Origin of the sequence: Marinobacter sp. bablab_jr003 (assembly GCF_016464245.1) — a bacterium.
GTDB classification, from domain to species: Bacteria; Pseudomonadota; Gammaproteobacteria; order Pseudomonadales; family Oleiphilaceae; genus Marinobacter; species Marinobacter vinifirmus.
In genome coordinates, this window is record NZ_JADARC010000050.1 from 1 (window position 1) to 284 (window position 284).

The window sequence follows — 284 nt, forward strand, 5'->3', positions numbered from 1 at the left end:
GTCCGTCAGGCCATCTCGGGTCACGCACTTGACGACATGGAGCTTGAACGACGGGCTGTAATGGTGCTTGGTTGCGGGCTCCAGCCCCTTCAGACCATGGTGCCGGTATCTCGTCACCCACCGCCGAACCAAAGATCTATCAACATTGAATTCTCTGGAGATGCGGTTGAAGCTGGCCCCGCCGTCGAGGTAAAGCTTCACCATCTTTAATTTGAATGCTTCACTATGTGTTCTTGTCATGTGACTCCCCAAAAGTCGGTGTCCAACTTTCGGGGGTCACTTCA

At 53.5% G+C, this 284-nt stretch carries 1 protein-coding gene; it reads right to left on the reverse strand.

The window, feature by feature from the left end; translation table 11 throughout:
* Positions 1-240, reverse strand: a 240-nt coding sequence (locus H3Z84_RS05690; protein ID WP_199456798.1) for a helix-turn-helix domain-containing protein, incomplete at its 3' end; no start/stop codon positions are given.
* Positions 241-284 lie beyond the last annotated feature (44 nt).